20 protein-coding genes and 1 pseudogene are annotated in these 23,964 nt (G+C 63.6%); 14 read left to right on the forward strand and 7 right to left on the reverse strand.

The window, feature by feature from the left end:
- The first annotated feature begins 114 nt into the window (after positions 1-114).
- On the forward strand, positions 115-939 hold the full coding sequence (locus tag AC3FKG_RS21530) for a 3-oxoadipate:acetyl-CoA acetyltransferase (protein ID WP_483713818.1): 825 nt from the start codon (positions 115-117) through the stop codon (positions 937-939).
- Positions 940-1,055: 116 nt separating this feature from the next.
- Here AC3FKG_RS21530 and AC3FKG_RS21535 read toward each other — a convergent pair whose 3' ends face one another.
- On the reverse strand, positions 1,056-2,009 hold the full coding sequence (locus AC3FKG_RS21535; protein WP_483714482.1) for a Bug family tripartite tricarboxylate transporter substrate binding protein: 954 nt from the start codon (positions 2,007-2,009) through the stop codon (positions 1,056-1,058).
- A gap of 440 nt (positions 2,010-2,449) precedes the next feature.
- Here AC3FKG_RS21535 and AC3FKG_RS21540 point away from each other — a divergent pair, with 440 nt between their 5' ends.
- Positions 2,450-4,657: a penicillin-binding protein 1A gene (locus tag AC3FKG_RS21540; protein ID WP_488744078.1), complete on the forward strand. Its 2,208-nt coding sequence runs from the start codon at positions 2,450-2,452 to the stop codon at positions 4,655-4,657.
- Positions 4,658-4,717: 60 nt separating this feature from the next.
- Here the strand turns inward: AC3FKG_RS21540 and leuD are convergent, their stop codons facing one another.
- The 3 genes from leuD to AC3FKG_RS21555 are packed head-to-tail and all read right to left on the reverse strand — an operon-like array spanning position 4,718 to position 7,767.
- A complete protein-coding gene (gene leuD, locus AC3FKG_RS21545) occupies positions 4,718-5,362 on the reverse strand; it encodes a 3-isopropylmalate dehydratase small subunit (protein WP_483713816.1) in 645 nt (214 codons plus the stop codon).
- Positions 5,355-6,773 (reverse strand): 3-isopropylmalate dehydratase large subunit, encoded by a 1,419-nt coding sequence (gene leuC, locus AC3FKG_RS21550; RefSeq protein WP_483713815.1) that lies wholly within the window; start codon positions 6,771-6,773, stop codon positions 5,355-5,357. The genes leuD and leuC overlap by 8 nt, the downstream gene beginning before the upstream one ends.
- A gap of 31 nt (positions 6,774-6,804) precedes the next feature.
- Complete coding sequence (locus AC3FKG_RS21555; protein WP_483713814.1) at positions 6,805-7,767, reverse strand: tripartite tricarboxylate transporter substrate binding protein; 963 nt, start codon at positions 7,765-7,767, stop codon at positions 6,805-6,807.
- Positions 7,768-7,868: 101 nt separating this feature from the next.
- Here AC3FKG_RS21555 and AC3FKG_RS21560 point away from each other — a divergent pair, with 101 nt between their 5' ends.
- The 3 genes from AC3FKG_RS21560 (at position 7,869) to AC3FKG_RS21570 (ending at position 10,993) form a co-directional block, all read left to right on the forward strand.
- Positions 7,869-8,792, forward strand: coding sequence for a LysR family transcriptional regulator (locus AC3FKG_RS21560; protein ID WP_483713813.1), 924 nt, complete (start codon positions 7,869-7,871; stop codon positions 8,790-8,792).
- Positions 8,793-9,003: 211 nt separating this feature from the next.
- Positions 9,004-10,479 (forward strand): mechanosensitive ion channel domain-containing protein, encoded by a 1,476-nt coding sequence (locus tag AC3FKG_RS21565; RefSeq protein ID WP_483713812.1) that lies wholly within the window; start codon positions 9,004-9,006, stop codon positions 10,477-10,479.
- A gap of 130 nt (positions 10,480-10,609) precedes the next feature.
- Positions 10,610-10,993 (forward strand): VOC family protein, encoded by a 384-nt coding sequence (locus tag AC3FKG_RS21570; protein WP_483713810.1) that lies wholly within the window; start codon positions 10,610-10,612, stop codon positions 10,991-10,993.
- Positions 10,994-11,031: 38 nt separating this feature from the next.
- Here AC3FKG_RS21570 and pdxR read toward each other — a convergent pair whose 3' ends face one another.
- On the reverse strand, positions 11,032-12,561 hold the full coding sequence (pdxR, locus tag AC3FKG_RS21575; protein WP_483713808.1) for a MocR-like pyridoxine biosynthesis transcription factor PdxR: 1,530 nt from the start codon (positions 12,559-12,561) through the stop codon (positions 11,032-11,034).
- Between the two features lie 187 nt (positions 12,562-12,748).
- Between pdxR and AC3FKG_RS21580 the strand changes: the two genes are divergently transcribed.
- The 3 genes from AC3FKG_RS21580 to AC3FKG_RS21590 all read left to right on the forward strand — a co-directional run bounded on the left by AC3FKG_RS21580 (position 12,749) and on the right by AC3FKG_RS21590 (position 15,858).
- Positions 12,749-13,501 (forward strand): SDR family oxidoreductase, encoded by a 753-nt coding sequence (locus AC3FKG_RS21580; protein ID WP_483713807.1) that lies wholly within the window; start codon positions 12,749-12,751, stop codon positions 13,499-13,501.
- A 4-nt stretch (positions 13,502-13,505) separates the two neighbouring features.
- On the forward strand, positions 13,506-13,910 hold the full coding sequence (locus tag AC3FKG_RS21585; RefSeq protein ID WP_483713806.1) for a cupin domain-containing protein: 405 nt from the start codon (positions 13,506-13,508) through the stop codon (positions 13,908-13,910).
- Between the two features lie 361 nt (positions 13,911-14,271).
- A complete protein-coding gene (locus AC3FKG_RS21590; RefSeq protein WP_483713805.1) occupies positions 14,272-15,858 on the forward strand; it encodes an isocitrate lyase in 1,587 nt (528 codons plus the stop codon).
- 70 nt (positions 15,859-15,928) lie between these two features.
- Here AC3FKG_RS21590 and AC3FKG_RS21595 read toward each other — a convergent pair.
- Positions 15,929-16,579 (reverse strand): annotated as a pseudogene (locus tag AC3FKG_RS21595) (transposase); the annotation flags it as partial.
- Positions 16,580-16,943: 364 nt separating this feature from the next.
- On the opposite strand from AC3FKG_RS21595, the gene AC3FKG_RS21600 reads away from it, so the two are divergent.
- The 6 genes from AC3FKG_RS21600 (at position 16,944) to AC3FKG_RS21625 (ending at position 22,937) form a co-directional block, all read left to right on the forward strand.
- Positions 16,944-17,966, forward strand: a complete 1,023-nt coding sequence (locus AC3FKG_RS21600) for a hypothetical protein (protein WP_488744079.1) — start codon at positions 16,944-16,946, stop codon at positions 17,964-17,966.
- 27 nt (positions 17,967-17,993) lie between these two features.
- Positions 17,994-19,487: a tetratricopeptide repeat protein gene (locus AC3FKG_RS21605; RefSeq protein WP_488744080.1), complete on the forward strand. Its 1,494-nt coding sequence runs from the start codon at positions 17,994-17,996 to the stop codon at positions 19,485-19,487.
- Positions 19,488-19,534: 47 nt separating this feature from the next.
- Positions 19,535-19,912, forward strand: coding sequence for a hypothetical protein (locus tag AC3FKG_RS21610; RefSeq protein ID WP_483713802.1), 378 nt, complete (start codon positions 19,535-19,537; stop codon positions 19,910-19,912).
- Positions 19,913-19,918: 6 nt separating this feature from the next.
- A complete protein-coding gene (locus AC3FKG_RS21615) occupies positions 19,919-20,407 on the forward strand; it encodes a hypothetical protein (protein WP_483713801.1) in 489 nt (162 codons plus the stop codon).
- A complete protein-coding gene (locus AC3FKG_RS21620) occupies positions 20,404-21,327 on the forward strand; it encodes a DUF6895 family protein (RefSeq protein ID WP_488744081.1) in 924 nt (307 codons plus the stop codon). Before AC3FKG_RS21615 ends, AC3FKG_RS21620 begins: the two co-directional genes overlap by 4 nt.
- A gap of 392 nt (positions 21,328-21,719) precedes the next feature.
- Complete coding sequence (locus tag AC3FKG_RS21625; RefSeq protein WP_483713799.1) at positions 21,720-22,937, forward strand: CaiB/BaiF CoA transferase family protein; 1,218 nt, start codon at positions 21,720-21,722, stop codon at positions 22,935-22,937.
- A gap of 54 nt (positions 22,938-22,991) precedes the next feature.
- On the opposite strand, the gene AC3FKG_RS21630 is transcribed toward AC3FKG_RS21625, so the two are convergent.
- On the reverse strand, positions 22,992-23,837 hold the full coding sequence (locus tag AC3FKG_RS21630) for a tripartite tricarboxylate transporter substrate binding protein (protein ID WP_488744082.1): 846 nt from the start codon (positions 23,835-23,837) through the stop codon (positions 22,992-22,994).
- Positions 23,838-23,964 lie beyond the last annotated feature (127 nt).

Genomic DNA, 23,964 nt, shown 5'->3' on the forward strand with positions numbered 1-23,964 from the left:
CGGATACCCCCCCAGCGCCAACCGCGCCCCAGAGGCAGCCCCCCCGGGTCCCCGGAAGCATCGGCCGAAATCCCCCCCCCCCCCCCCCCCGCAGCCACCTTACTGAGATCAAGCATGACCAAGCCCTGCATCATTTCTGTCGCGATCACGGGATCCCTGCCGCGCAAGAAAGACAATCCGGCCGTGCCGATCACAGTTAGCGAACAGGTGGAGTCGACCCAGGCGGCATTCGAAGCCGGTGCGACCCTGGTTCATCTCCATGTCCGCAACGACGATGAAACGCCCACGTCCAATCCCGATCGCTTTGCCCTGGTGCTTGAAGGTATTCGCAAGCACGCGCCGGGCATGATTACCCAGGTGTCCACCGGCGGTCGCTCCGGGGCCGGCAATGAGCGCGGCGCCATGCTGTCGCTGCGACCCGACATGGCGTCGCTGGCGACCGGCTCGGTCAATTTCCCGACCCGGGTCTATGACAACGCGCCGGACCTGGTCGACTGGCTCGCCGCCGAAATGAAGGCTTATGGCATCAAGCCCGAAGTCGAGGCCTTTGACCTGTCGATGATCTTCCAGGCGGCAGCAATGCAGGCGGCGAACGCGATCGTCGGTCCCCTGCACATCCAGTTCGTCATGGGCATCAAGAACGCCATGCCCGTCGACCGCGAAGTGCTTGAGTTCTACGTTCGTACCCTCAAGCGCCTTTCGCCCGATGCGACATGGACCGGCGCCGGCATTGGACGCCATCAAATGACGATGGCTCGCTGGTCGCTCGAACTCGGCGGTCACTGCCGCACCGGGCTCGAGGACAATGTGCGGATGGACAAGAACACGCTCGCCCCATCCAATGCCGCGCTCGTGCGCCAGGTTGCCGAGCTCTGCGAGGAGTATGGTCGCCCGGTCGCGACCGCCGCCCAGGCTCGCGAGATGCTGAATCTGGGCTGAGCCGTTTCGGCGCATCGCGCCACGCGCGGAACGTCAACAGGCACAGCAGCGTGATCGCGCCGACTCGAGCTGGTCCGGCGCCAGGCTGCGCAACTGCGCAGCCTGCGGAACGGATCCTAGTCGAGCGAGATCTTGCCCGCCTTGACGATTGCACCGTAACGCGCAATGTCCCGATCGATCAGCTTGCGAAACTCGTCCGGCGTACCACTCACAGGTACGAAGCCCAGGTCGGTCAGCTTCTTCGCCACATCGGGGTTGCGCACGGCCATGGCGATCTCCTTTGCCATCCGGTCGACAATGGCCGGCGGCGTGCCTGCCGGCGCGAGGAGCCCGGTCCACGAGCTCATCACGAAGCCCGGAAAGCCAGCTTCCTCCATGGTCGGAATGTTCGGCTCGCCAGGCCAGCGCCTGGCCGAGGCGACCGCCAGCACGTTGATCTTGCCCTGCTTCGCATGCGGCATCGGCACGAGCAACGGATCGAACGCCACCGAGACCTCACCCGAAACGAGCGCCGGCAAGATCGGCGCGCTACCGTTGTACGGGATGTGGGTCATCTTCACCTTCGATTCCATCGCGAAGCGCTCGCCGGTCAGGTGCGCCGAGCTGCCGACGCCGCTGGAGCCAAAGGTCAGCGTGTCAGGATGCGCCTTGCCGTAGGCGACGAGCTCGGACACCGTTTTGACGGGGAGCTTCTTGCTGGAAAACAGGAACAGCGGCAGCTCCGCCATTTGCGCAACCGGCACCAGGTCAGACGGCTTGTAGCTCAGCTTTGAATACAACGACATATTGGCGCTGTACGCGGCAAGGATCGACACAAAGGTATAGCCGTCCGCTGCCGAGCGGGCCGCGACGCCGACCCCCAGCGTGCTGTTGGCGCCCGGCTTGTTCTCGATGATGATCGGCTGCCCGAGACTTTGGGAGACCTTCTCGAACACCACGCGCGACACCGTGTCGGTCGATCCGCCCGGCGTATAGGGAACGATCACTTTGATCGGCTTGGCGGGCCAGGCATCCGCGGCGGCGGCATGGTTGCCCACCGCCACGCAGGCGATTGCCGCAAGCTGCACCATGGTGACCCAATGTTTCTTGACGCTCAATTTCATCTCCATCCTTCATTGTCATGCGCGCCCCGCCTTCTTCCTGGAGGGCATTCACAGCCGATCCGATCGGCGGATCCATTTTCCGTGCGGCGGCGTCGGAGAGGTAGGCAAGAACAACGGTCTGCACCGAGATTTGCGCGATAAGCGCACAAAGGCAGGGGCAGTGCATGGGCTCCGGCAGATTTCATGGCGGGCACGCTCCGTTGCCCCTGAGGCCCCGCAACCTTCGCTTGAGTCATCACGGCCGCGTCGGGTACGGCACTCTTTCCAGTTCCACCTGGGTTGCCTCTCACCCTCGCGCCATCGAAAGATGTAATCGTCTGTAAATACCGGCGCCACGTCGACCCTTTCCCGGTGGAAGCCCCCGGTGGCTTTGGTACGATCGCGTTTTTTCTTCAGCCCCTGCCGCCGTGAATCGCCGCCCTGTCATTGTGTTTCGCGCGCATTGCGCACGGTGGCTCGCCCGCATCCGGCCTGTGGCGGCAGCCTGCAAAGCGACATCCGGGCATCTTCTCGACAGTGCCCGAAGCCAGCTTCGCCACCCGACACGACGCGGCGTCACTCTCGCGCTCGTCGCCTTGTCGGCACTCTTCGTGCTGTTTACGCTCGCACTCATCCGGTCGACGCCGACGCTCGGTGACATCCGCAAGGCCCGCATCGATCGGCCCGCTTTGATCCTGTCGGCCGATGGCCAAATCCTGGATGAACTCAAGCCGGTCAATCGCGCTTGGGTGCCGCTCAGGCAAATCTCGCCCGACGTCGTCGCCGCATTGATCGCGACGGAAGATCGCCGCTTCTACGACCATCACGGCATCGACTGGATGCGGACGGCGGCGGCGGCACTGCATACGTTTTCCGGCGACAGGCAGGGTGGTTCGACAATCACGCAGCAACTGGCGCGCAACCTCTATCCCGACGACATCGGCCGTGCGCCAACGCTGACTCGCAAGCTCAGGGAAGCCATCACGGCCTTCAAGATCGAATCCGTGTACAGCAAGGAACAGATCCTCGAGACCTACCTGAACACGGTACCGTTCCTGTACAACGCCTACGGCGTTGAAATGGCCGCCCGCACCTACTTCGGAAAATCGGCCGACCGGCTCGATATTCTTGAAAGCGCGACGCTCGTCGGCATGCTGAAGGCCAACAGCACCTATAACCCGGTCCTCAATCCCGAACGCGCACTGCAGCGGCGAAACACCGTACTCGGGCAGATGCAAAAGTACGGCAAGCTCAAGGCCGATGCCTACGCCCGGCTCGAACGGCAGCCGCTCCACGTCGAATTCGCGCCGCAGACCGAGCCGCCGGGTGCCGCACCGCATTTTGCGGCGCAGTTGCGCAAATGGTTGACCGCGTGGGCCGATCGCAATGGCTACAACCTCTACGCCGATGGGCTGGTGGTGCGCACGACGATCGATTTCCGCTTGCAATCCATGGCCACGCAGGCGCTGGCCTGGCAGACGAATCAGTTGCAATGGATCGCGAACCAGGCATGGAACGAGCATACGGGCTGCTGGCCAGGCAATGACCTGTTCCAGGCATTCATCCGGCAGACTTCCGAGTACCGCGCCGCGCGCGGGACCGGACAAACGGACCGCAGCGCACTCAGGAACCTCGCGTCCAATCCCGACTTCGTACGCGCACTCTGCCGCGGCAAGACTCAGGTCCAGGCCGGATTCGTCGCGATCGATCCACGCAGCGGTGACATCAAGGCCTGGGTCGGCAGCCCCGACTTCCGTGCCGAGCCGTTCGATCACGTGCAACAGGCGCGCCGCCAGCCGGGCTCGACATTCAAGCCGTTCGTCTATGGCGCAGCGTTCGCAGGCGGCGCCCAGCCAGGCGATACCATCGTCGACCGCAACGTGGCCATCCCCCTGTCCGACCATGCCGTCTGGCGGCCGACCGACGCCGAACCCCCTACCGACCGGCCCATGACGCTGCGCGACGCGCTGGCGTTCTCGCGCAATCGCATCACGGCGCAGCTCATGCAGAAGCAGGGCCCGGAAAAGGTCGCACGCCTGGCGCAGGCGATGGGCGTACGCGAGAGCCCGCTCGAACCGGTGCCTTCGCTTGCGCTCGGCACGAGCCCGGTGACGCTCAGGGAAATGGTTTCGGCATACGCGACGATCGCCAACCGTGGCAACTATGTCGCGCCTCGCATGGTAACCCGCATCGAGGACCCCCATGGCAAGCTTCTGGCCGAGTTTGCGGGCGCCGCGCCAGCCGCGGCGCTACCCGCCGGGGCCGCGCTGACGCTGGTCGACGTGATGCGCGATGTCGTCACGCGCGGCACCGGCTCGGATATCCGGTCGCGCTTCGGGATTCGCGCTGACGTGGCCGGCAAGACCGGAACGACGCAGGACAACGCCGATAGCTGGTTCATCCTCATGCACCCGCAGCTCGTCGCAGGCGCGTGGGTGGGCTTCGACGATGGACGCGTGACCCTTGGCAGCTATTGGAGCCAGGGGGCGCGCAGCGCCCTGCCAATGGTGGGCGCCTTCTACGACATGGCGCTGCGCGCGAAGGCGATTGATCCCGCCGCGCGCTTCAGCCCCGCAAAGCGCCCTTCTCCGGCGGCCAAGCCCCGGCAGCATCGCTTCCTCTTCTGGCGATTCTGACAGGACATCGGCGCCCGGCACGCCGGACCGCGGCGCCCGGATTCCGCCTCTTGCGCGACCTCAGGTCGCGCCAAGCCGATCCCGGGTGCGGCGCGCGACGTTCCTGGTCCAGGGAAATGCCGACCAGTACTTGTCCGCGAACGCTTCAATCTCGGCCTGGTGCTTCAGCGAAAGACCAATCATGTCGAGGCCTTCGATAAACATGCGGCGGTGCCGCTCGGACAACCGGAACGGATGCTCGCCCACGGGCGTCTTCACGCGCAAGGTCTCCACATCGATGTGGATCGCGTTCCCGCTATCCGCATCCGCCGCATCCATCAGCGCCTCGATGACAGCGCGCGGAAGCATCACCAGCAGCAAGCGGTTGTTCATTGCATTGGAGTAGAAGATCTCTCCATAGCTCGGCGCAATCACGGCCTGGATGCCGAACTGCTGCAGTCCCCAGACGGCATGCTCGCGGCTCGACCCGCAACCGAAGTTGGCGCCGCCGATCAGGATGCTTGTGTCCGCATACTCCGGGCGATTCAGTACAAAGTCCGCACGCGGATTGCCGTTTCCATCGAAGCGTTGGTCGTACAGAATCCCCTTGTCGAGGCCTGCCTTGTCAATGCCGCGAAGAAACTGCTTCGGGATGATCTGGTCGGTGTCGAGGTTCTCGAAGCGGATGGCGGCCGCCTTGCCGGTGATGCGGGCGTACTCAGACATTGGCGATCTCCAGCTTGCGCACGTCGGTAATCTTGCCGGTGATGGCAGCGGCTGCGGCCATGGCCGGGCTCATCAGGTGCGTCATGGCGCCACGCCCCTGCCTGCCTTCGAAATTTCGATTGGTGGTCGATGCGCAACGAATGCCATCCGCCAGCACATCATCGTTCATGGCCAGGCACATGGAACAGCCAGGCTGCCTCCATTCAAACCCCGCCGCGATCAGGATCTCCGCAATCCCCTCCCGCTCGGCCTGGGCCCTCACCGCGCCGGACCCGGGCACAACCATCGCCCGGACGCCGCTGGCTACCCGCTTTCCGCGCACGACGCCGGCAACCGCCCTGAGGTCTTCGATCCGGCCGTTCGTGCAGGAGCCGATGAAGACATGCTGGATGGCGGTGCCTTCAAGCGCCGAGCCGGGCGAGAGGCGCGTATAAGAGAGTGCGCGCTCGACTGCGCGCCTGCCAGCCTCGTCCATCTGGTCCTCCGGGAACGGGATACGTCCCGACACCGGCACCACCTGGTCGGGACTGGTGCCCCAGGTCACATACGGCTCGATATCGCCGGCGTCGAACGCGAATTCGAGGTCGTATGCCGCCTCCGGGTCGCTCTTCAGCGTCTGCCAGTACGCCAGGGCCGCTGCGCGCTGGGCATCGTCCATGTCCGGCGCGCGGCGCATCACGTAATCGGTCGACACCGCGTCCGGCGCAATCAGCGCGCCGCGTGCGGCCGCCTCCACCGTCATGTTGCAAAGCGTGAAACGCGCTTCGACGCTGAGATCGCGGATGGCCGAGCCGCAGTATTCCACCACGTAGCCGCGTGCGCCCTGCGCCCCGATCCTGCCGATGATCATGAGGATCAGGTCCTTGGCCGTCGTGCCGGCCGGGAGCTTGCCGTCCACGCGAATGCGCATGGTCCTGGCCATGCGGTAGACCAGCGTTTGCGTAGCGAGCACGTGCTCGACTTCCGACGTGCCGATGCCGAAGCCCAACGCGCCCAGCGCGCCATAGGTCGTGGTGTGGCTGTCGCCGCAGATCACCACCATGCCCGGACGGATCATGCCGTGCTCGGGAGCGATGACGTGCTCGATGCCTTGCAGCGTATCGTTGGTATCGAACAGCGGGATACCGTGCTGATCGCAGTTGGCGCGCAGGTTCGTCGCCTGCAGCGACGAGGCAGGGTCGGCGATCACTCGGATCTTCGCCGGATGCGTCGGGATGATGTGGCTGACGACACTGACGTTCTGCCCCGGCATCAACACGCCGCGGTCCTGCTCGTGCAAGCCGGCAAACGCCTGCGGACTCGTGTACTCGTTCATCAAGTGCAAGTCGCAGTACAGCAGGACGTTATCGTCGTCGAGCCTGGTGACGGTGTGGGAGTCGACCAGCTTGTGGTACAGAGTTCGTGGGGACATCGCTGCTACCTGTTTGGCAAACATTCGGCAATCATTCGGCGGCAATGCCGCGCTGCCTGATCAAATCGGCCCACATCGGCATCTCCTTCTCGAGCCGTTTGCGGGCCGCGTCGGGCGTGGTCGGCGTGGGCTCGAAGCCTTCCTTCAGCATCCGGTCCCTGGTTGCCTGCGCCGTGAGCGTGGCGTTCAGGGCGGCGTTCAGCTTGTCGATCACCGGCCTGGGCGTGCCGGCCGGCGCGAATACCATGAACCACGTTTCGAAGTTGAAGCCCGGCAGGCCCGCTTCGGCCGCGGTGGGCACGTTCGGCAAGAGCGCCGAGCGTTTCGAACCCGTGACGGCGAGCGCGGTGAGCTTGCCGGCAAGCACTTGCTGTTGCGCGGCGGACACCACGGGAAAGCTCATGTCGACCTGGCCGGCAATCGTGTCGACCAGGGCCGGGCCGCCGCCACGATAGGGCACGTGGACGATCGATACATTGGCCACCGACTTGAACAACTCGGCGGACATATGGAACGTGCTGCCATTGCCGGCCGAGCCATAGGTCAGCTTGTCCGGCTTCGCCCTGGCAAGGGCGACCAGCTCCTGCAGGTTCTTCGCCGGGACCTTGTTGTTGATGACCAGGACATGCTGGGAGCCGGCCACCATGCCAATCGGCGCCAGGTCCTTGAGCGTGTCGTAAGGCATGCGCGGGAACAGGCCGGGATTGATAGCCAGCGAAACCGTCTGCAGGCCAATGGTGTAGCCGTCGGCCGGCGACTTGGCGACCGCGTCCACGCCAATATTGCCGCCCGCGCCAGCGCGGTTCTCGACGACGATGGTGCCGGCCAGTTGCTTCGACCACGCATCCGACACGAGCCTGGCGGCGATATCGGCACTGCCGCCGGGCGCGTACGGCACGATCAGACGAACCGGGCGCTGCGGATACGACTGCGCCGATGCGGTTCCCAACATGGCGGCACAAGCGGCGAACGCGGCAAGGCGGGCAAGGCTCATCGGGTGTCTCCTTGAATTGATTTTTGTGCGAGGAATGCTAGCACTTGCCTGCGGAAACATAATTTAGGCAAAATCCATTCTTTATTGCCTGGAGTTCATGAGTGGACAGCTTCTCCGACGTCGCCTTCTTCATGGCAATCAACAAGCAAGGGAGCCTGGCCGCGGCCGCGCAGGAGCTTGGCGTAACGCCATCGGCGGTCAGCAAGCGCCTGCTCGCCCTTGAGTCGCGCCTCGGCGTCAGGCTGTTGAACCGGACGACCCGGCGCATCAGCCTGACTGTCGAAGGGGAGAACTATCTGGTCGAGGGCGCGCGCATCCTTGCGGAGCTGGAGACACTTGAACGGTCCGTGGCCGGCAGCAGCAGCACGCCGCACGGGCTGTTGAAGATCGGCGCAACGCTGGGCTTTGGACGCCGCCATATCGCGCCCGCGCTGGCTGCGTTCTCCAGGGCGTTTCCGAAGATCGAGATCCAGCTTCACCTCAGCGAGCGGCCCTTGAACCTGACCGAAATGGGCCTGGATGCCGTCGTGCATTTTGGCGAAATGCCCGATGTCCGGCTCACCGCGCGGCTGCTCGCCAACAACCGGCGCCTGCTCTGCGCCGCACCGTCCTACCTGGCGCGGGCGGGCCTGCCCGGCAGTCCGCGCGACCTGGCCCGGCACAGCTGCATCTTCATCCGGGAGGCGGACGAAACCTTCGGCACCTGGCACATGCGCAACGGCGCGCAGCAGGAAACCGTCAAGGTGCGGGGCCCCATGAGCACGAACGACGGCGAATCCGCGGTGGTCTGGGCGCTTGAAGGGCAAGGGCTGGTGGTGCGGTCCGAATGGGACATCGCGGAACCGTTGCGGACCGGCGCCCTGTGCCGGGTGCTGCCACAGTGGCAGTTCACGCCGGCCGATATCTACCTGGTCTACGGCGCCGGCAAGACCCGGTCAGACCGGGTGAAAGTGCTCGTCGACTTCCTGCTCGATCGCTTTGCGTGCCATCGACAGGAAAAGCCCGGGGCCGATGGGGGCTGGTAGGGGTCGAAGGACTGGCACCCCAACCCTCATGGCCCGCCGCCCCGCGGGTCGCGCAACGGGAAATGAAGCGCTCCATGTTGGCCATGTCCGCCGAGCCACGGCGCAAGGCTGCGAATGGTACACATCGCGGATATAGTGAGCCTGGGTCTTGATCCGAAAGCCGGCGCGGCGAGCCAAGGTGTTCCCGCGCCGTACGACCAGGGTGCGCGACATGGATTACCTGACACATCCTCTTGCCTTGGGCGTCGCGGTTGTCCTGTGCGATGTGCTGGCCTGGCGCCTCATCCGCCCCGAAGGCAGGCGGCTGCGGATCGGCGTGCGCGTTGCGGTCTTTGCGCTGCTGAGCCTGGTGCTCGTCAGGAACGGCATGGGCCCGCTTGGCGGTGCCCCGTTTCCCGGGCAGCCCATGCTGCAGTTCCTGGCCCAGGCGCTGCAGATCGTGTGGTGGCTCCTGGGCGCGCGCGTCCTGACGATTACGCTCGATGCGCTGTTCCTGCCCAAGGCCTGGCAAGGCGAACGCCTGTTCCAGGACGTGCTGGGCGCGGTCATCTTTGTCGCGGCAGCGGTAGCCGCCACGGCCTATGTGCTGGGCCTGCCCGTCAGCGGTTTGCTTGCCACCTCGGGAGCCCTGGCAATTATTGTCGGCCTGGCGATCCAGAGCACGCTGGGCGATGTCTTTTCCGGACTCGTGCTTAACGCCACGCAGCCTTACCACCTGGGCGACTGGGTATCGATCGACAGCATCGAAGGCAAGGTCGTGGAAATCAACTGGCGCGCCACGCACCTGTTGAATGGGCAGGGAAATCTCGTGGTCATTCCCAACAATACGACGGCCCGCTCGAAGATCATCAACTCCAGCCGTCCATCGGAACTGCATGGCGTGAGCGTAACGATCGAGGTCACGCCGGAGGCGCGGCCGAAGGCGGTGATCGAGGCACTGGAACGCGCCATCACGGGCTGCCAGACTGCGCTGCCGAATCCCAAATCCTCCGTGGTCGTCAAGCACGCCGGCACCAACTCGATCGAATATGAGATGACCTGCTATGTCGCGACCCTGGCGAACAAGCTGGTCGCTACGAACCAGCTCTTTGACCTGGCCCACCGCCATCTGGCCGCGGCGGATATCAGCCTGCGCTCGCTCGGCGTTCCCGGCAACGTCCCGCCGGCCATCGATCGTCGGGTCCGGTTGCTTTCGATGGTTGGCATCTTCCAGGCCATTGGCACCGACGAACTGACGCAATTGTCCGGGCGCCTGTCGCGGCACGAATACGCGTCGGGCCAGGTGGTCGTGACGAGTTCCGATGTCACCGACTACCTGCTTCTGGTCGATTCCGGCGTACTGTCGGTCCACCAACTGCGCAACGGACAAGCCACGGAAACCAACCGCCTGGGACCAGGCGACGCATTCGGCGAACCGGGCGTGCTAGCCGGAATCGCCATGGATGCCACCATCGAGGCGGTCACCGATGCCGTGCTTTACCGGCTGGACAAGGCGGACCTCACGCCACTGCTGCAGTCGCGACCGGAAGTCGGGATGCAGATGTGCCAGCTTCTCTCCCAGCGGCGCGAAGCCGGCCAGGACCTGGCAAGCATCCAGCCCCCCACGGCAAGCAAGGTCGGGATCATCCAGTGGCTGCAGGACAAGATGCACAGCCTCCACCATCTCGCCGGGGATCGCGGAACGTGAAGCGCGGTTCTCCCGGCCGCCGTGCCTGGGCTTGCATGTGCTCCTTCGTCGGCTATGGTGAATGCAGGACGAGATAAGTTCCGCCCTGGTCGGAAGGACATGCTCCGCCACATTCGGTGAGGACCGCGATATGAGCGCACAGCTAAACCACACCATCGTCTGGTGCAGCGACAAGCAGAAATCGGCAAGCTTCCTCGTGGACATGCTGGAACTTCCAGCGCCGGTCGTGTTCGGGCCGATGCTGGTCGTTGCACTCGACAACGGCGTCTCGCTCGACTTCTATGAAAGCGACGGCGCGATCGCAATGCAGCACTATGCCTTTCTGATCAGCGAAGAAGAATTCGACCGCGTCTTTGCCCGGATTCGTGACAAAGGGCTTCAGTACTGGGCCGATCCCGGCAAACAACGGGCCGGTGAGACCTATCTGCACAACGGCGGGCGGGGGTTTTACTTCGACGATCCTGACGGCCATTTTCTCGAGGTGCTGACTCGCCCTTACAAGATCGACGCCTGACACGCGCAAATTCACCGGCCGGGCTCGGTCCGCGCATTTCAGCCGTCCAGGCACGCGCGCAACGTTCGCGCAAGACGGCTCGCTTCCGCTGCATCGGAGATGTTCGCGAAGCCCATCACCAGGCCGCGTGGCGTATGCCGCGTGCGGCCGCTCGCATACCAGGTCGACAGTGGCAGCACCGCCAGCCCGGCTTCGCGTGCCCGCGCGGCCACGGCGACATCATCGACCGGGCCCTCGGCCTCTTCGGCGAATTGCACGGCGAACTGGATTCCCCCGGGCGGCAACTCGACAATCAGCCGATCGCCAAACGCCTGCGCCAGCGCTTGCGCGATCAACACGCGCCGCTGCCCGTACAACGCCCGCATCCGCTTCACATGCCGCGCAAAATGTCCCTGCTCGATAAAGTCCGCCAGGGCCGACTGCAATAGCAGCGGCGAGCCCGCGTTCATGCTGCAGGCAACCCGTCCTACACGCTCGACAGCGCGCTCGGGGACCACCGCATACGCCAGCCTCAGGCCGGGAAACATCACCTTGCTGAACGTGCCGCAATAGATCACGCGATCATGCCGGTCGAGGCTCTTCAACGCCGGAAGTGGCCGCCCCAGATAGCGGAACTCGCTGTCGTAGTCGTCCTCGATGATCCAGCAAGACCCTTTCTCTGCCCAATCGAGCAGCGCCATGCGCCGTTCAAGCGAGAGCGTGCGCCCGAGCGGGCTCTGATGCGATGGCGTGACCAGCGCGAAGCGCGCGTGCGGATCCAGTGCCAGGCCACGCGCGACATCGATGCCTTCGTCATCGACCGGCACCGGTACGAGCTGCACGCCGGTCTCCGCCAGAAAGCCTCGTGCGAGCAGGTAGCCGGGATCCTCGAACCACGCGCGGTCGTTGGGGCTCGCCAGGCTGCGCAAGACGAGTTCGAGCGTTGCGCGATAGCCGCTGGTGACGAACACCTGTTCCGGCACGCAGCTTACGCCGCGCGACAGACCCAGATAGGTGGCGATGTGTTCGCGCAGCGGCCGATAGCCAACCGGGTCCGGGTAAGCCAGCATCGTGCGCTCGCCACTGCGCGCGCGACGCGAGACAAACCGGTTCCAGATCTTGCGCGGAAATGCGTCCAGCGCGGGCAGCCCCGGCTGCAGGGGCCGCGGCTCGCCGCTCATGGCGACGCTGATTGCCGGCGGCCGCGGCGTCGGCCAGGGACCGCGCAATGCGTCGGGAATCTTCAGCGCGCCCGCGTCTTGAGCGGCCAGCCCGCCGGGCGCTGGCTGGCGGCCCTGCGCGGACACCGAACGCGTCACCGCCTCCGGCAGTGACGGCGACACGAACGTGCCCGCCGCACCGCGCATCTGCAGGTAGCCCTCGTCGACCAGGATCGTATAGGCCAGTTCGACGGTGCCGCGCGCGGTGCTCAGCTGCATGGCGAGGCCGCGCAGCGCCGGGACGCGATCGCCGGGGCGCAGATGCCCTGCCGTGATCGCCGTCCTGAAGCGCTCGCAGATCTGCAGATAGATCGGCAACGGCTTCTGCCGATCGATTTCGATGGCCAACGCGGGCGTTCGTACAGTCATGGCGGTCTGGCAGGGGTGGGACGCAGCATGGATTTGGCCTAGTCATATTGGCAATTCTTGGCCCTTATTGCTAGGGCATGATTGTTCCACAATGGCCTGAGCGATGCGGCGGTGACAGGGACTTCCACCCGATGTCGTGCGCTTGAGCGCCCCGCACGTTCCTCTTCCCTTATCTGGAGACTCTCCCATGAAGATCGTCGTAATCGGTGGTTCGGGCCTGATCGGCTCACGTGTGGTCAGGCTGCTTGGCGAAGCGGGCCATACGGCAGTTGCCGCATCCCCGCGTACCGGCGTCAACTCGGTGACCGGCGAAGGCCTTAGCACCGCCCTGGCAGGTGCGGATGTCGTCGTGGATGTGACCAATGCGCCCTCCTGGGAGCCCCAGGCGGTGCTCGACTTCTTCCGTACCTCGGCGCGCAATCTCGGCAAGGCCGAGGTGGCCGCGGGCGTGCGCCACCACGTCGCGCTGTCGATCGTCGGCGCCGAGCTCATGCCGGACAACGCGTACTTCATTGCCAAGGTCGCGCAGGAAGAAGTGATCGAAGCCGCTGGCGTGCCCTTCACGATCGTGCGCGCGACCCAGTTCATGGAGTTCATCGGCGGTATCGCGGATTTCGGCACGGATGCCGGCACGGTGCGCCTCGGCGACGGACTGTTCCAGCCCATCGCGGCGGACGACGTTGCGGCCAACCTCGCACAGGTCGCGCTCGCGGCGCCGCTGAATGGCTCGATCGACATAGCGGGTCCGGATCGGGCGCCGTTTGCGGAGATCGTGGCGCGTTACCTGAAAGCGGCGGGCGACGCCCGGCCCGTGGTGACCGATCCTGAAGCGCGGTACTACGGTGGCCAGGTCGAGGAACTATCGCTCGTGCCGCTGGGCGATGCGCGGATCGGCCACATCAGCCTCCAGCATTGGCTCGCGCAAGCCAATGCGGAGTAAGGCCATGAAAGCGATCCTGTCGATTGCCGCCGCCATGGTGCTGTCTAGCGTGATGGTCGGGCAGCCAGCCATGGCCGCACCGGAAGCCAGTGTCACGCCGCTGCGCACGGAGCCCTTGCCAGAGTACCCGGGCAAGGAAGTCCAGATGATCGTCGTCGACTATCCGCCCGGCGCGATAGACCCCGTGCATCGCCATGACGCCCAGGCCTTTGTCTACGTGCTGGACGGAAGCATTGTCATGGGCGTCAGGGGCGGCAAGGAAGTGACCCTCAAAGCCGGGGAAACTTTCCACGAACGCCCCGACGACATCCACACGGTGGGTCGCAATGCCAGCTCCACGCAACCGGCCCGGTTTGTGGTGTTCCTGATCAAGAACAAGGGCGCGCCGATCCTGACGCCCGTGAAGTAACAGGCTCGTTGACGCAGGCACCGGCGCTGCCGGACCTGCGCGTGATTCAGCGCTCGCCAAGCTGCCTTGCCGGGCTGAACCCCTCCCTGATTTCCTTCCCTGAAAGCGCGTTTCACATTACGAAATTCGCGCGAATTTTCCCCGCAATATTTTTTCGTTTCCCGAAAACGCGTTCCACATCGCAAAATCACACGCCTATCTCATTGAAAAATAAGGGAAAAGTAAGTCTTATGTCTTATATAAGACCTTACCGCACCGCACCAGATACACCCTACAATTACTCCACGCTGCTTGCTTCGACATCGGTAGCGACACACCGAATCCCTATTCTGAAACGCGCCTCATCCCTTAGGAAATTGACATGGCCCAGTATCAAGACGACATCAAGGCAGTTGCCGGTTTGAAAGAGAAGCATGGCAGCGCGTGGGACGCCATCAATCCCGAGTACGCCGCACGCATGCGTGCCCAGAACAAGTTCAAGACGGGCCTGGACATCGCCAAGTACACCGCCAAGATCATGCGCGCCGACATGGCCGCCTACGATGCGGATCCGTCGAAGTACACGCAGTCGCTGGGTTGCTGGCACGGTTTCATCGGCCAGCAGAAGATGATTTCCATCAAGAAGCACTTCAACAACAACACCGACCGCCGCTACCTGTACCTGTCGGGCTGGATGGTTGCCGCGCTGCGCTCGGAGTTCGGCCCGCTGCCGGACCAGTCGATGCACGAGAAGACTTCCGTCAGCGCGCTGATCCGCGAGCTGTACACCTTCCTGCGCCAGGCCGACGCCCGTGAACTGGGCGGCCTGTTCCGCGAACTGGACGCCGCCAAGGACGCCGCCGCCAAGGCCGCCATCCAGGCAAAGATCGACAACCACGTGACCCACGTGGTGCCCATCATCGCCGACATCGACGCCGGCTTTGGCAACGCCGAAGCGACGTACCTGCTGGCCAAGCAGTTCATCGAAGCTGGCGCCTGCTGCATCCAGATCGAGAACCAGGTGTCCGACGAGAAGCAGTGCGGCCACCAGGACGGCAAGGTCACCGTGCCGCACGAAGACTTCCTGGCCAAGGTCCGCGCCGTGCGCTACGCCTTCCTGGAGCTGGGCGTGGACGATGGCGTGATCGTGACCCGTACCGACTCGCTGGGCGCCGGCCTGACCAAGCAGATCGCCGTGACCCACACGCCGGGCGACCTGGGCGACCAGTACAACTCGTTCCTCGACTGCGAAGAAATCTCGGCCGACGCCCTGGGCAACGGTGACGTCGTCATCAAGCGCGAAGGCAAGCTGCTGCGTCCGAAGCGCCTGCCGAGCAACCTGTTCCAGTTCCGCGCCGGCACGGGCGAAGCGCGCTGCGTGCTGGACAGCATCACGTCGCTGCAGAACGGTGCCGACCTGCTGTGGATCGAAACCGAAAAGCCGCATATCGAGCAGATCGCCGGCATGGTCCGCGAAATCCGCAAGGTCATCCCGAACGCCAAGCTGGTGTACAACAACAGCCCGTCGTTCAACTGGACCCTGAACTTCCGCCAGCAGGCGTATGACGCGATGAAGGCCGCGGGCAAGGACGTGTCGGCCTACGAACGCAGCCAGCTGATGAGCGTGGAATACGACGACACCGAACTGGCCAAGGCCGCCGACGAGAAAATCCGCACCTTCCAGGCCGACGCCGCCCGCGAAGCCGGCATCTTCCACCACCTGATCACGCTGCCGACGTACCACACCGCCGCACTGTCGACCGACAACCTGGCCAAGGAATACTTTGGCGAGCAAGGCATGCTGGGTTACGTGGCTGGCGTGCAGCGCAAGGAAATCCGCCAGGGCATCGCTTGCGTCAAGCACCAGAACATGTCGGGCTCGGATATCGGTGATGACCACAAGGAGTACTTCAGCGGCGAAGCAGCGCTGAAGGCGGCGGGCAAGGACAACACGATGAACCAGTTCTGATACCGGTAATACCCCGAGCAAAACGCCAACCCGTGATGGGTTGGCGTTTTTTTTGGGCGTAAATGGGTGCTTACGCACCCACCCGGCGCATCGCCTTCATTGTTTTCGAGAATCCGAGAATTCTGAGCACGCGCTTCAGGTTGTACGCCAGAACATGCAGGCTCATTTCAGTACCTACATTGGGTAGCGTGCGCGTCAAGAAGTGCGTGTAGCCCATCCAATGTTTGAAGGTTCCGAAGACATGCTCGACCGTTCGCCTGCGAACCGCCATGGCATCTGGCGTCTTGTCGAACCGGCGCTGGACGGCCTCCAGCACTTCCTCATGCTCCCATCTGGAGATGCGCCGGTACGGACGCCGCGTGCATTTCGACCGCATTGAGCACCGTGGACAAGCACTGCTCCAATAGCGGCATAGCTGCAGTCCATGTTCTTCTGTGGTGAAGCGGTATATCGCACGTTCACCGGCGGGACATTGATATTCATCGTCTCGGGCAATGTAGATGTATCCGCGCTGACGCTTGTCGACCTTGCCAGCAGTGAAATTGCGGTCCCGAGTGTTGACTGCCTTGAACTTGCTGCCGTCGATGGGGACCATGGCCTGCGAGAATAACTTCAACTCGCGGCACAACACAACGAAACGACGGCAGACATTGCGAATGCCTGTGCTGTTATCCCTGCGGAAGGCTGCAATCGTCTTGAAGTCCGGCGCCAGTCGACCGGTGGGGCGGCCCGCGGCTACTTCAAGCAAGTCTTGGCAAAGACTGGGACGCACCGGCAGGGAGAACTTGTGTCACTTCTGCTACGCGGCAATATGCCAAGCGCGTGAAGGTGAGTCGCTCAAATTCGCTGAGGCTCGAGGCAATCGTCCTACATGAACATTACCGATAAATAAATTCCCGAATCAATTGGCGAAAGTTTTCCACCTGCGAACTTAATCCTCTGGACGGAAGGCTATGTTTCGCCACGATCGAAGGCATTGCGTAGACTAAAATCTGATCTGCGCAAAACTAAATGCCAGCCTGACCGGTCTTCGCCTAACCTGAAGCCACAATCAGCAAACAACAAGTGCTCCAGGAGGCCGTCATATGGATACGAGTGACAGGGCGGCCCTCCGGCAACGCGTTGCAACGGTCAGGCGAGTGGACGCGCTATTCCGCGCAATGTCGACGGACTTCCTCCTGCGCGAACAATTCATTACCAACCCCACACAGGTTTTGTCCGAGTTCCTGCGCGAGCGAGAGATCCCGCCAGAGCAGGCGGCCGCCAACAATGAGCTCGTGTATGCATTCCTGGCCCACCGAGGGCTCCGGGTGTGGTTGCATCGCTATGCAATCGCACGCCGCGACAGCATCCCGTCCGGGTTGGAGTTTGTCGGCGAATTCGCTCGCGCCGTAGTCGAGAATGGCGCGGTGAGCGTCGTGCGCGCTCTCAGCCGGGCTGCAGCCCCTGGCCATGGTGTTTCTTTCGACCCTGATCTGCTGCATTTTCTTCTGAACTTGCCGTTCGTGGGCAGGGCGAACGGCGACGGTGACACCGCCACCGGACAGACGGGGGAAACCGAACAGACGGGAGAAACCGGACAGACCGGGGAAACCGGACAGACCGGGGAAACCGGACAGACTGGGGAAACCGGACAGACCGGACAGACCGGACAGACCGGGCAAACCGGGCAAACCGGACAGACTGGCGAAACTGGACAGACCGGGCAAACCGGACAGACTGGCGAAACGGGACAGACCGGGCAAACCGGACAGACTGGCGAAACGGGACAAACCGGGGAAACGGGACAGACTGGCGAAACGGGACAGACCGGGGAAACGGGACAGACCGGGGAAACGGGACAGACCGGCGAAACCGGTGACGGCCCCGTTGCCGGCACCCTGACGGCAATCACCTTCAAGACCTTCGTCACCAATACAACCGGAACCGGCACCAATGTGACCGACCCGTTCACGCGCAGCCCTTTCACACATGGCGGCACTACCACCGGTACCCCTGTCGCAATCTTAGGTGAAGAAATGTCAGGCTTTGCACCACCCTACGTGATGGTCACGCTCGAAGCTCTGACACGCTATTCAGTCCGCCTAGAGGAAGACGGCGCGCTATAGGCCGCGCCTTGCCCCCCGGGAGGTCTCATGTCCAGGCCATTGGCTGATTCCGATCAAGTCGCCGCTCAACTGGTCGACACCGGCCAGCGGTTTTCGGATGTGCGAGCGTGGACGGAGGCAGAAGCCTGCTTCCGGCGGGCGATTGAGATCGACGACTGCAATGTCAAGGCCCATTGCGGCCTGGGCTCGATTTGCCGCGGCCGGGGAGAACACGCCGCCGCACTCCAACACTACGGTCAGGCGCTGAGGCTGGCCCCCGCCCATCGCCTGGCGCGACGTAATCTCGCCACGCTCCTGGTGCAGGCTGGGCGCATCGACGACAGTCTGCCGCTGTGGTGCGACGAGTTCGCCGAGCAAGGAGGACTTGCCTGGATGCAAGGACTGATCACCGCGAGCCTGAAGGACAAAGACCTGTCGCTCGCCGGCAGCTATGCGTCCATCGTCGCCCGACTGCGCTGGGGCGCCGACCAGGCATCCCTGGCTCGCTGCGGAAAATCCTGCGCGGAGCTGCTCAGTAAGCCTGGATTCGCACTGTCGGGGCCAAAGCTGCGCCATGACATTGGACAGATGCGGTATTTGATGGGCGAGGGTTTGCTTGACCCCGCCTTTCAGGAGGTAGTGACCCGCTACGAACAGGTCTTGGCCAAGCTCCTGCTTGCCGGCGAAGACGCAAGGTTACCGCTCCACACCGACGCAGCCCGCAGCCTGACCGATGTCTACAATCGACTGCTGCATGTGCATGAAGCGCCTCGAGCACCGCACGCACTGTCGCGCGAATGGGATGCTGCCGCCATCGAGCAGCAGTACCTCGGGAATCCACCCGGCGTGGTCTGCATCGACCGCTTCCTTTCGGACGAGGCACTCGATGGCCTGCTTCGGTTTTGCCTCGCCTCAACGATCTGGTCAACGAATCGTTATGCCAATGGGCGCCTTGGTGCGTTTTTCCAAGACGGCTTCAACTGCCCCCTCCTGCTGCAAATCGCTGAGGAAATCCGCGAGGTATTCCCCCGGATGATCGGCCACCGCTACCCTCTGCGACAACTGTGGGGCTTCAAGTGTGGCCCATACCTGCCACCGGCCGCCACCACCCACGCCGACTTCGCTGCCGTCAACGTGAATTTCTGGATCACGCCGGATGCCGCTAACCTTGATCCGAGTTCGGGCGGACTAGTCATCTACGACGTCGACGCCCCGCAACACTGGGACTTCGAAACCTACAACGGGCGTTCCGACGTCATCGAGCCCTTTCTGCGGCGCCAGCGCTCGCGCTCCATCACGATTCCATATCGCCAGAATCGAGCAGTGATCTTCAATTCCGACCTGTTTCACGGAACCGATCGCGTGCAGTTCCGCCCGGGCTATGAGCACCTGCGCATCAACATCACGATGCTGTACGGCGACCGCGAGCATGATGTCGACCACCGCAACCTGGCCCGTCCGGAGCCAGATTGGTATCAGGCGGGCACCACCCCTGCATGGCGTTCGGCGGCGTTCCGGCGCGCACGTGGCGCCTGGCCTTGAGTGCGTCGACGCTATCACCTCATCTGACTTTAAGGAAGGAGCCACTCATGGACGCAAACACCCTAACTTCACACCTCCACACTCGTACCACGCATGTGGTGACATTGGGTGGCCCCGGCAACGCCATGCTGACCTTCGACCTGGCTTCCGTCAGCATGACGCCCGAGCAGGAAGTTATCGTCCGCAAGCTGTTCAGCCAGCGGCCGGCTCTGGTCGCCACCGAAGGCCTGCACGCTGCCCATGAGGAAGCCGGCAAACCCGGTCCGGCCAGCCAATACCTGACACAGGCCGAATTCGAGAGCATCCGCAACCTCGGCGTGCGCCTGGGTACGAAGGGAGTGCTAGCAGCCACTGCTTGCGACTTCTGCCTCCATTGCGTCAAGTTAGAAGCAATGCCGGCAGCGGGACCGGTGCAGAACGCCTGAACCGAAATGCAACGACTTGACGGGGACTGCGATCTTGCCACGCAGGCCGCTGCCGATCGCCTGATTCTGGGCCGCGCCGCCGAGCACGAGATCGCGGCATTCTTGGACGGCCTGCCGCCGGGCAGATTCGCCGGCGCCTGTGCTGCGCTACTGAGCCGGGCCGACGACGCGCGGCTTCGCTTCGTCGGCGTCTCGCCGCCAGCGCTTGGTGGCTGGCTGTCCGCCCGGTTATCAGCACGCGGGTACGCAGTCGCCTACGACACTCGCACAGCGATGTATGCATTGGCCGATGCCGCAAGAACGCTCTCCGTTATCGACCTATTGCGCTGGCTGACGGTAGTCGAAGCATTGGCTGTGCCCCCCCAGTTCGATAGCGTCCGGGACAGGCTGCTCTTTCAAAGCCGTGCGTTGCTGCGCACACTCGCGCGCCTGGCAGACCACAAGGACCTGCGTCATGAGCACCGAGTGCTGAAATGCCTGAGAGACCGCCGATGAAGCCGGAGTTACAACCAGGCGCCATCGCCACCGCGCAGCGCGGCCTGTTGCTGGGATTGGGCTGGCTCGGCGAGAATCTTCAGCAATTTTCCGTACCCACGGTCGACCACCAGCGATTTGACAAGCACGACGTGGCACGCCTGAAGCCCCTCTCCGAATTGGCCCTCACACTGTGGATACTGACGAGCAGCGGCGTCCAGCTCCCTTTCCTTGATGCCGCTGCCAGTTGGATCTGGCAACAATGCGAGCATGGCCGCAAACTGGCAGCCCTGCTGCTGGCCCGGCACGACTTCCTGCCCTGCTGCGCACTCTATGCTCCGCTGCGCCAACTTGGCTTGCGCGACCCGGCGCTGGACCGGTTGCTGCGCATGCTGTCCCGCACCGATATGGCGACGGCGCTGCCGCTGCAGCCATGGTCGCGACTGGCTCTTCGCTACAACCTGTGGAAGCTTGGCTTGTCGCCATGGCCTGGTGATGAACAGGGCCTTTATGTGATGGCCCGCCCTGAGCCCTGGGTGGTTTCAGGTGAGGTGGCCTATGCCATCACCCACGAGGTGTTCTACCTGACTGACTTTGGCGCGCGCCCGCTTGAAGACGACCTGGTCACCGACTACCTGCGTGCCTGGCTGCCTTACTGGACGCGTTCCTTCGTTGCAGAGACAGATAATGACCTCGCTGCGGAGTTGGCAATGGTTGCGGCTTGTCTGCATGCCGACGACGACGAGTCGAACATCCAGGGGCTGCTTAGTGCCCTAGCCTGTCAGCATTCGGATGGCTCCGTCGCAGGGCCGGAAGGTGCAGGCAGCTTCCTTTTTAGCCACGACGACACTGCTGCGCGCAGGGCCTTCCTCGGCTGCTATCACACTACGCTTGTCACCCTGATGGCCATAGCGATGATCTTGCGGCACGCGGCCGCCTGACCATCGGAGCAAGACCGGCGGGCTCTTTGCGCATGGATTGCAGCCTACGACGTTGTTCTAGAGCCGCAGACTCTGGGTGGCCGTTTCTGGAAGCCTGTCGATCAACTCTTGCAGTGGGCGTGGGAAAGAAACGAATTTCACATTCACCATGGTGATTTCGCATACTGCCGTTTGCACCCGGCACTGGCGGGAAAAACTGATGAATTCAACGCCCTCGGCCTCTTTACAGCAAAGTGGTGCTCCGCGTGTCGAACCGGCCTTCGTCAGGCTGACGGAAACGATGCAAGTTCGAAGTTGGTGGTCAAAAACCCTTACTTTCGAACTGCCAAATTGCCAGCGCGTAGCCAGCGGGTGATCATCATTGTCCGACCGACTTCGCTGACGTTCTGCATATGAGTGCAATCCTGAAAGGCATCAAGGTGCTCGACTTGACCCGCGTCGTCGCTGGCCCATGGGCCACGCAGAACCTCGCCGACATGGGTGCCACCGTCTACAAGATCGAAAAACCCGGCGACGGCGACGACACGCGCCGCATGGGCCCCTTCCTCACGGACGCCAACGGCAACGAGACGAACGACTCCGCCTTCTTCCTCTGCTGCAACCGCGGCAAGCAGTCTGTCACCGTGGACATCTCCCGACCCGAAGGCGCAGACCTGGTGCGCCGGCTGGCGGCGCGTTGCGACGTGGTGGTGGAGAATTACAAAGCCGGAAGCCTGAAGAAATACGGGCTAGACTACGCCAGCATTCGCGCGCTGCGTCCGGACATCATCTATTGCTCCGTCACTGGCTTCGGCCCCGACGGGCCGTACGCGCCCCGCCCCGCCTATGACTTCATCCTGCAAGGCATGGCCGGCCTGATGAGCACCTGCGGCCAACCTGACGGCACGCCCGGCGCGGCGCCTATGCGCACCGCGATTCCGCTTACCGATATCCTCACTGGCTTGTACGCGTCAGTGGCGCTGTTGGGCGCGCTTTACCATCGTCAAGCCACCGGCGAGGGCCAGTACCTGGACGCCGCCATGCTCGACGCCGCCGTGGCCGCCAACGGGCATCTCGCGCTCGGCTACCACATGACCGGCAAGGTACCGCAGCGAGCGGGCAACACGAACCCGGTGGCATCACCGTCGGAGGTGTTCGCCTGCCGCGACGGCCACCTCATCATCGCCGCCGGCAACAATGGGCAGTTCGCGGCGCTGTGCCGCGTGGTAGGTTGCGAGGAACTGATCTGCGATCAGCGCTTCCTGCAGAACATGGACCGGGTCCGCAATCGTCCTGCTCTGCGCGAAGCGCTCACCGCGCACCTGACCAATTGGAACGCGGCGGACCTGATCCGCACGCTCGAAGCAGCCGGCGTGCCGTGTGGCCGGATCAACAGCGTCGATGAAGTCTTTGAGGATCCCCAGGTAAAGCACCGCGGCCTCCTGGTTCGGCTGCCACATGCGAGCGGCACGGACGCACCCACGCTGCGCAGCCCGCTGCGCTTCTCTGCCACGCCCGTGACCATGACAGCCCCGCCGCAACTTGGCCAGCACACCGAGACCGCGCTGTACGCCGAGCTGGGAATGACTCCGGCCGATGTGCGCGCGTACCGCGAGCAAGGACTGATCTGATAACAAACGGGCCGCGGCCCGTTCTTCATTGAAGCAAACTGCGAAGCAACGCATTCAATCCAGCTTCACTCCCGCCTTCTGGACCACCCCGGCCCAGCGCACGAACTCCTCTTTGATGAACGCCTGGAACTGCTCAGGACTACCTCCGACCGGGTCGATGCCGTAGTCAATCAGCTTCGCCCGAACATCCGGCGCATGCACCACCGCGTCGAGTTCCGCCGACAGCTTGTTCAGGATGGCAGGCGGCGTCTTCGACGGCGCCAGCACGCCGATCCAGCTACCGGGCATGATATTTGGGTAGCCTGCCTCGGCCATGGTCGGCACATCGGGCGCGGCAGGCCAGCGTTTCGGGTTGGTGATGGCGAGGGCACGGACTTTGCCTGCCTTGGCCAGTGGGATCATGGTCTGGACGGAGTCGAAGATCACGGCGATCTGGCCAGAAAACAGGTCTGTCAGCGCCGGAGAGATTCCCTTGTAGGGCACGTGGGTCATCGCCACGCCCGTGCCTTGGGCGAACAGTTCACCTGCGAGGTGTGCCCCGGAGCCACTGCCGCTGGAGGCAAACGTCATCTTGTCCGGATTGGCCTTGCCCCACGCCACCAGTTCCTTGACTGACTTTGGCGGCAATTGCGCGCTCGACACCATCAGCAAAGGAATGCGGCCGATCTCGCTGACGCCCGTCAGATCCTTGATCGGGTCGTATTTCATATTGGGGTACAGACTCGGATTGATGACGTGCGCTGCCACCACGACCAGCAGCGAGTACCCATCGGGCGCGGACTTGGCGACGTTGTCCGAGCCGAGCATGCTGTTGGCGCCGGGGCGGTTCTCGACCACCACCGGCTGGCCGATGCGCTCGGAAAGCTTGTGCATGACGAGTCGCGTCACGGTGTCGGACACGCCTCCCGGAGTGTACGGGACCACTACGCGCACCGGACGCGCCGGGAAGCCAGCCGCAGCATTGTCCAGCGCCAGCGCAGGCAAGCCGGGCAGTGCGCTGACTGCGAACACGGTGGCCTGGATGAGC

This window comes from Cupriavidus sp. 22TCCZM04-2, assembly GCF_057798895.1.

What these genes read in the sequence shown, in the direction of transcription:
- AC3FKG_RS21530 (WP_483713818.1), top strand. Translation starts at nt 115, where the DNA reads ATGACCAAGCCCTGCATCATTTCTGTCGCGATCACGGGATCCCTGCCG.
- AC3FKG_RS21535 (WP_483714482.1), bottom strand. Translation starts at nt 2,009, where the DNA reads ATGGTGCAGCTTGCGGCAATCGCCTGCGTGGCGGTGGGCAACCATGCC.
- leuD (WP_483713816.1), bottom strand. Translation starts at nt 5,362, where the DNA reads ATGTCTGAGTACGCCCGCATCACCGGCAAGGCGGCCGCCATCCGCTTC.
- leuC (WP_483713815.1), bottom strand. Translation starts at nt 6,773, where the DNA reads ATGTCCCCACGAACTCTGTACCACAAGCTGGTCGACTCCCACACCGTC.
- AC3FKG_RS21555 (WP_483713814.1), bottom strand. Translation starts at nt 7,767, where the DNA reads ATGAGCCTTGCCCGCCTTGCCGCGTTCGCCGCTTGTGCCGCCATGTTG.
- AC3FKG_RS21565 (WP_483713812.1), top strand. Translation starts at nt 9,004, where the DNA reads ATGGATTACCTGACACATCCTCTTGCCTTGGGCGTCGCGGTTGTCCTG.
- AC3FKG_RS21570 (WP_483713810.1), top strand. Translation starts at nt 10,610, where the DNA reads ATGAGCGCACAGCTAAACCACACCATCGTCTGGTGCAGCGACAAGCAG.
- pdxR (WP_483713808.1), bottom strand. Translation starts at nt 12,561, where the DNA reads ATGACTGTACGAACGCCCGCGTTGGCCATCGAAATCGATCGGCAGAAG.
- AC3FKG_RS21580 (WP_483713807.1), top strand. Translation starts at nt 12,749, where the DNA reads ATGAAGATCGTCGTAATCGGTGGTTCGGGCCTGATCGGCTCACGTGTG.
- AC3FKG_RS21585 (WP_483713806.1), top strand. Translation starts at nt 13,506, where the DNA reads ATGAAAGCGATCCTGTCGATTGCCGCCGCCATGGTGCTGTCTAGCGTG.
- AC3FKG_RS21590 (WP_483713805.1), top strand. Translation starts at nt 14,272, where the DNA reads ATGGCCCAGTATCAAGACGACATCAAGGCAGTTGCCGGTTTGAAAGAG.
- AC3FKG_RS21600 (WP_488744079.1), top strand. Translation starts at nt 16,944, where the DNA reads ATGGATACGAGTGACAGGGCGGCCCTCCGGCAACGCGTTGCAACGGTC.
- AC3FKG_RS21605 (WP_488744080.1), top strand. Translation starts at nt 17,994, where the DNA reads ATGTCCAGGCCATTGGCTGATTCCGATCAAGTCGCCGCTCAACTGGTC.
- AC3FKG_RS21610 (WP_483713802.1), top strand. Translation starts at nt 19,535, where the DNA reads ATGGACGCAAACACCCTAACTTCACACCTCCACACTCGTACCACGCAT.
- AC3FKG_RS21615 (WP_483713801.1), top strand. Translation starts at nt 19,919, where the DNA reads ATGCAACGACTTGACGGGGACTGCGATCTTGCCACGCAGGCCGCTGCC.
- AC3FKG_RS21620 (WP_488744081.1), top strand. Translation starts at nt 20,404, where the DNA reads ATGAAGCCGGAGTTACAACCAGGCGCCATCGCCACCGCGCAGCGCGGC.
- AC3FKG_RS21625 (WP_483713799.1), top strand. Translation starts at nt 21,720, where the DNA reads ATGAGTGCAATCCTGAAAGGCATCAAGGTGCTCGACTTGACCCGCGTC.